The sequence below is a fragment of the Mesorhizobium sp. M7A.F.Ca.CA.002.09.1.1 genome (assembly GCF_003998555.1).
Classification (GTDB): Bacteria; Pseudomonadota; Alphaproteobacteria; order Rhizobiales; family Rhizobiaceae; genus Mesorhizobium; species Mesorhizobium ciceri.
The window spans coordinates 1-5,561 of record NZ_RZRR01000325.1 but is presented as its reverse complement, the minus strand read 5'-3'; the positions used below and the strand labels follow the sequence as shown (position 1 = coordinate 5,561).

Genomic DNA, 5,561 nt, shown 5'->3' with positions numbered 1-5,561 from the left:
CACGTTGACAAGCGATTCCTCATAGACTTCCCCGGCAATGCTCTTGATCACGGCGTAGGCATCGCTTGCCTTGGGCGTCAGGAAGATCATGCGGACGCGGCGATCGGCAGCGTCGGAACGACGCTCGATCCAGCCTCCCTCCTCCATGCGGTCGACCAGGCGCGAAACGCTGATCGGCTCGATTTCGAGAAGTTCGGCCAGCCGCGCCTGCGCGACACCGTCTTCCTTGGCAACGCGGACCAGAAGCCGCCATTGCGCCGAAGAAAGCCCCAAGCCACTGGCCCTCGCCTCGAAGCGCTTGCGCATCAGGCGCTGCACGTCGTGGATCAAGAAGCCCAATCTGTCGATGCCATCGGAAACCATGAGCGGGATATATAATAAGCGTGCTCACTATTCAAGGTGCCGCAGTGCACACAAAGCCGACAAATGTGCATGACAGCTTTGCCGGGCCAATCATGGTTATCGATTTGCGAACGCATGATGGCCGCGCCGCCTCTCCGCTGGTCGCGTCTGGCATATTGATGTACAGCCGCTGAACAGGATCGGGGGATCAACGCAATGCCGACGCTTTACGCTCTCAAGCCGGCCTTCCAGGGCCGACTGCGGCCGCTGGTCAATCGGCTGGCGGCCATCGGGGTCACCGCAAACAGCATAACCATCCTGGCGGCCGCGATGTCGATAGCCGCCGGCGCGGCCATTGCGATCCGGCATGAATGGCGCTGGCTGCTGTTGCTTATCCCCGTGGTGATGTTCGTGCGCATGGCGCTGAATGCCGTGGACGGCATGCTGGCGCGCGAGCATGGCCAAGCCTCGACGCTCGGCATGTATCTTAACGAGTTGTGCGACGTCGTTTCGGACCTCGCGCTGATCTTGCCTTTTGCCGTCTTTCCGGAATTTGGCGCATGGGGCGTCGTCGCCTTCGCAATATCGGCGGTGCTGACCGAGTTTGCCGGCGTGCTCGGCATCGCCGCCAAGATCGGCCGCAACTATGCCGGGCCGTTCGGCAAGAGCGACAGGGCGCTGGCGCTTGGCGTCGTCGCCGTGCTGTGCGCCCCAGGGCTGTGGCCGGCATCGATCGCGCCATTTGTGTTTCCGGCCATGGCAACGCTTTCGCTGCTGACCGCCATAAACCGGATACGCGCCGGGCTTATTGGCAGCGCCAGCTGAGCATCGAGGCTCGCCATGCCGCCAGTGGGGCCGCCAGAGGGAAAGACCATGATGCACGAACCGGTCGCCGCCGCGGCCACGGAAAGCCTTGCGCGGCAAGCGCAGGAGCGGGTCTTCCGCAGCCATGACGGGACGGAGATCTTCTACCGATTCTGGCCGGCGGCTTCGGCCGATGCCAAAGGCGCGATGGTGCTCTTCCATCGCGGCCACGAGCATGGCGGCCGCATGGCCCATCTCGTCGATGAATTGCGGATGCCGGACCACGCCTTCTATGCCTGGGATGCCCGCGGCAATGGCCGTTCGTCCGGCGAGCGCGGCTATGCCCCGTCCTTCTCGGCGCTGGTGCGCGACATCGACTGCTTCATGCGCGAGATCGCTGAAAGGGATGGCTTCGCCACGCGCGATATCGCGCTGATCGCGCAGTCCTTCGGCGCCGTTCTGGCCGCCGCCTGGGTGCATGACTATGCGCCGAAGCTGCGCGCCATGGTGCTGGCCTCACCGGCCTTCTCGGTAAAACTCTACGTGCCCTTCGCCAAGGAGGGCATAGCGCTCTGGCAGAAGATCAAGGGCCGCTTCTTCGTCAATTCCTACGTCAAGGCGAAATTCCTGACCCATGATCCCGTGCGAATCGCCTCTTTCGAGAGCGATCCACTGATCACGCGGCCGATCGCTTCCAACATCCTGGTCGAACTCTATCAGCATGCAGCCCGCATCGTTGCGGACGCCCGCGCCATCACCGCGCCGACGCAGCTTCTGCTTTCGGGCAGCGATTGGGTCGTGCGCCACGGCCCGCAGCACGAGTTCTTCGTCAATCTCGGCAGCCGCATCAAGGAACGTCATGTGCTGCCGGGCTTCTTCCACGACACGCTGGGCGAACGCGACCGGGCAAAGGCCCTCGACCTGATCCGGCCGTTCCTGGCCAGGCAGTTCGCGGCACCGGATGCGCCGGTCGACCTGAAGCAGGCGGACATTGCCGGCTACACACGCGACGAGGCCGACCGGCTTGCTTCACCGCTCGCGTTGATGTCGCCAAAGGGCCTCTATTGGGCATTCAGCCGCGCCTCCATCCGCATGGGCGCCTGGGTCTCCCAAGGCATGAAGACCGGCATTGCCACCGGCTTCGATTCCGGCTCGACGCTGGATTATGTCTACGAAAACGACGCGCGCGGACTTACGCCCCTTGGCCGCGTCGTCGACCGTGTCTTCCTGGAAGCTATCGGCTGGCGCGGCATCCGCCAGCGCAAGCTGCATCTCGAAGAACTGATCGGCTCTTGCCTGGCAACGCTCAAGACCACTGGCCGGCCAGTGCATATTCTCGACATCGCCGCCGGCCACGGCCGCTATGTTCTCGATGCCATCGTGAAGAGCCCCGACCAGCCGGCGAGCGTGCGTCTGCAGGATTATTCCGACCTCAACGTGCAGCTTGGCCGCAAGCTGATCACGGAGCGGCAATTGCCGGCTGACGTCACGTTCCAGCGCGCCGACGCTTTCGATGCCGACGTGCTCGCCAACGCCGATCCGGCGCCGGACCTCGCCATCGTTTCCGGCCTCTACGAGCTATTCTCGGACAATGCGATGATCGCCCGGTCGCTCGGTGGATTGGCCAGCGCCATGCAGCCGGGCAGCCTGTTGCTCTACACCAACCAGCCTTGGCACCCGCAGCTCGAGATGATCGCCCGCAGCCTGACCTCGCATCGCGGCGGCGAGGCCTGGGTGATGCGCCGGCGCACGCAAGGCGAAATGGACCAGTTCGTCGAAGCCGCCGGTTTCGAAAAGCTCGACCAGCGCATCGACCAATGGGGCATCTTCACCGTCTCGCTCGCGCGGCGCCGCTGAGCAGCATGGTGTCATCGCCTGCATCCGTGGCGCGTGCCGAACCCTATAGCCGGGTGGTCGTCAGGGCAGCCCTGTGGCTGGCCTTCCTGGCGCCGTTCTTCTATCTCAGCTACGGCTTCGCCAACTGGCTGGCGTCGCGGCGCGACGATGTCGGCAGTATCGTGTTCTCGTGGGAGCACGGCATCCCGTTCGTCGCCTGGACCATCGTGCCCTATTGGTCGATCAACCTGTTCTACGGCCTGTCGCTGCTGCTCAACAACGACAGGCAAGGGGTCGACCGTCTGGCCGGACGCTATCTCACCGCGCAAATCGTCGCCGTTATCTGCTTCATCCTGTTCCCGCTGACCGCTACATTCGTGCGGCCGGCGACGACCGGCCTGCCCGGCTTCCTGTTTGCCGTGCTCGGCGGTTTCGACAAGCCGTTCAACCAGGCCCCCTCGCTGCACATCGCCCTTTTGGCGATCATCTGGGATCATTGGCGCCACCGGCTCGGCGGGTTGCTCCTGCCGCTCTGGCACGGCTGGTGCTTTCTGATCGGCGCCTCGGTGCTGACGACCTGGCAGCATCACTTCATCGACATCCCGACCGGCGCGCTGCTCGGGTTCTTTGCGCTGTGGCTGTTTCCGCGCAGCGGCGCATTGCCGTTTGCAGGCTTCCGGCTGACCAACGATGCGAAAGCGCGGCGGCTGGCGCGGTTCTACGCTATGGGCGCCGTCCTCGCGCTGGCCGGTGCCGCGCTCGGTGCCTACGTTTGCGCCGTCGCGCTCTTCCTGCTTTGGCCGGCGCTGGCGCTGGCCATCGTCACCCTCGCCTATGCAGGGGCAGGCGAAAAAGTGTTCCAGAAATCCGCCGATGGCAGCATGACGCTTGCAAGCCGTGTCCTGCTCTTGCCTTATCGCCTCGGCGCCAGGGCAAACATATGGGCCTGGACGCGCAATCTTGCCCCCCAGGTGGCGATTGCCGAAGGTGTCTTTCTCGGGCGCTTTCCCACGGCAAGCGAGGCCAACAGCTTCGGCACGGTCATCGACCTCGCCGCCGAACTCGAAAAGCCGGCGACAACCGATTGCCGCTGGATCAGCTTTCCGATGATCGACCTGTTGCCGCCGCCACTGGCGATACGGCAACAGGCAGCCGGCGCGCTGGAGAATGCACGCCGCGACGGCACCGTCCTGGTGTGCTGCGCGCTCGGCTTCCAGCGCAGCGCCGGCGTCGTCGCCGAATGGCTGGTGGCGACCGGCAGGGCCGGGACGCCGACGCTCGCCCGCGAGATGCTCGCGGCCGCCGGCCGGCCGGTCCACCTTGCAGAGGCCACTGGGCGGGCGGCGTCATGACAGGCAATACCTATCAGGACCGCACCGACCGCTTCGCCGGCATGCTGATGCGACAGGCCGCGTGGCCGGCCGCAATCGTGCTGACCGCAAATGTCCTTGCGCCTCTAGCCGCGTCGGCGCGCGGTGCCTTCGAGACCTTGCCCGCGGCCATCGCTTTGTCGATCGCCGCCGCGAGCGCGGTTGCTGTGCTGGCGCTGTCGGCATTGCTGGCATTCGACGCGCTGCTGTTCCGACTGATGGCGAGCCATGACGACGAAGCTTCCGGCGGTGCCGCGGTGGATGACATGTTGGCGCGCATGCGCCTGAAACCGGCTCCGTTCGCGACACGCTTGCTCGATGACCGCATGGCCGGCACAAGCCGCTTGCTGTTCAAGCAACGCGCTGCCCTGGCTCTGTTTGCCGCAGCGCTTCTGGCGGCAGGGTTTTGGGCGCCGCGATGAACAAGCTTTCGCTCAAGACCTTCACCTTGCTGCAGACGGTAACCTCCGTCGGCCTGTCGGCTCTGGCCCGGATGGTGACCGGGGTGCGGCCGATCTGGAACGGCAGCCTGCCCTCCGAGCGGCAGCGCATCTATTTCGCCAATCACACCAGCCATGGCGACTTCATCCTTTTGTCGGCCTGTCTCAGCGAAAGGGAGCGCGCGATCACCCATGCTGTTGCCGCAGGCGAATATTGGGGGAAGTCGCGGCTGCGCCGCTTTATCGCGCAGGACATCTTGTCGTCCGTGCTCATCAACCGGCAATGGACGAGACCTGAGGAAAACCCCATCGAGATCATGCTGTCGGTTCTCGACCAAGGGCACTCGCTTATCCTGTTTCCCGAAGGCACACGCAACATGACCGAAGAGCCGCTGCTGGCGTTCCGCTCCGGGCTCTACAATCTGTCGACGGCGCGGCCTGAGGTCGAGCTGATCCCGTGCTGGATCGAGAACATGTCGCGCGTGCTGCCCAAGGGCCAGTTCCTGCCGGTGCCGCTGCTGTGCCGCGTCGTTTTCGGCGCGCCTGTCGCGGTTGGCCCGGGCGAAGAACGCCGCGCCTTTCTCGAGCGCGCCCACGCCGCGCTTCTGGCGCTCAACCCGCGTCCCGAGCGAGACGATTGATGCGCCACGAGATCTCCATCCTGATCATCGGCCTGCTGGCGGTTTTGACCACCGCCAGCATCGTCGCCACCATCCTTTCGGCGCGAGCGCCGAAGCCGCTGAGCTCGACGCTTGTCAATCTCACGCAG

6 protein-coding genes and 1 pseudogene are annotated in these 5,561 nt (G+C 64.8%); 6 read left to right on the top strand and 1 reads right to left on the bottom strand.

Annotated elements, in window-relative coordinates; all coding sequences use genetic code 11:
* A partial coding sequence (locus EN994_RS15900; RefSeq protein ID WP_127307632.1) for a MarR family transcriptional regulator occupies positions 1–363 on the bottom strand: 363 nt, incomplete at its 3' end.
* Positions 364–558: 195 nt separating this feature from the next.
* Here EN994_RS15900 and EN994_RS15895 point away from each other — a divergent pair.
* The 6 genes and pseudogenes from EN994_RS15895 to EN994_RS36865 form a co-directional block, all read left to right on the top strand.
* Positions 559–1,167: a CDP-alcohol phosphatidyltransferase family protein gene (locus tag EN994_RS15895; RefSeq protein ID WP_063167716.1), complete on the top strand. Its 609-nt coding sequence runs from the start codon at positions 559–561 to the stop codon at positions 1,165–1,167.
* Positions 1,168–1,215: 48 nt separating this feature from the next.
* Positions 1,216–3,003, top strand: coding sequence for a bifunctional alpha/beta hydrolase/class I SAM-dependent methyltransferase (locus EN994_RS15890; RefSeq protein WP_181172674.1), 1,788 nt, complete (start codon positions 1,216–1,218; stop codon positions 3,001–3,003).
* Positions 3,004–3,008: 5 nt separating this feature from the next.
* Complete coding sequence (locus EN994_RS15885) at positions 3,009–4,334, top strand: phosphatase PAP2/dual specificity phosphatase family protein (RefSeq protein ID WP_024504851.1); 1,326 nt, start codon at positions 3,009–3,011, stop codon at positions 4,332–4,334.
* The gene (locus EN994_RS15880) at positions 4,331–4,774 is read left to right on the top strand and encodes a hypothetical protein (RefSeq protein WP_024504852.1); all 444 of its coding nucleotides are present in this window, start codon (positions 4,331–4,333) and stop codon (positions 4,772–4,774) included. The genes EN994_RS15885 and EN994_RS15880 overlap by 4 nt, the downstream gene beginning before the upstream one ends.
* Positions 4,771–5,433, top strand: a complete 663-nt coding sequence (locus EN994_RS15875; protein ID WP_024504853.1) for a lysophospholipid acyltransferase family protein — start codon at positions 4,771–4,773, stop codon at positions 5,431–5,433. The genes EN994_RS15880 and EN994_RS15875 overlap by 4 nt, the downstream gene beginning before the upstream one ends.
* A pseudogene (locus EN994_RS36865) lies at positions 5,433–5,561 on the top strand (phosphatidate cytidylyltransferase); the annotation flags it as partial. The gene EN994_RS15875 and the pseudogene EN994_RS36865, both read left to right, overlap by 1 nt.

Excerpts from the sequence above, each read along its gene's own strand:
- EN994_RS15875 (WP_024504853.1), top strand. The coding sequence starts at position 4,771 with ATGAACAAGCTTTCGCTCAAGACCTTCACCTTGCTGCAGACGGTAACC.
- EN994_RS15885 (WP_024504851.1), top strand. The coding sequence starts at position 3,009 with ATGGTGTCATCGCCTGCATCCGTGGCGCGTGCCGAACCCTATAGCCGG.
- EN994_RS15890 (WP_181172674.1), top strand. The coding sequence starts at position 1,216 with ATGATGCACGAACCGGTCGCCGCCGCGGCCACGGAAAGCCTTGCGCGG.
- EN994_RS15895 (WP_063167716.1), top strand. The coding sequence starts at position 559 with ATGCCGACGCTTTACGCTCTCAAGCCGGCCTTCCAGGGCCGACTGCGG.
- EN994_RS15880 (WP_024504852.1), top strand. The coding sequence starts at position 4,331 with ATGACAGGCAATACCTATCAGGACCGCACCGACCGCTTCGCCGGCATG.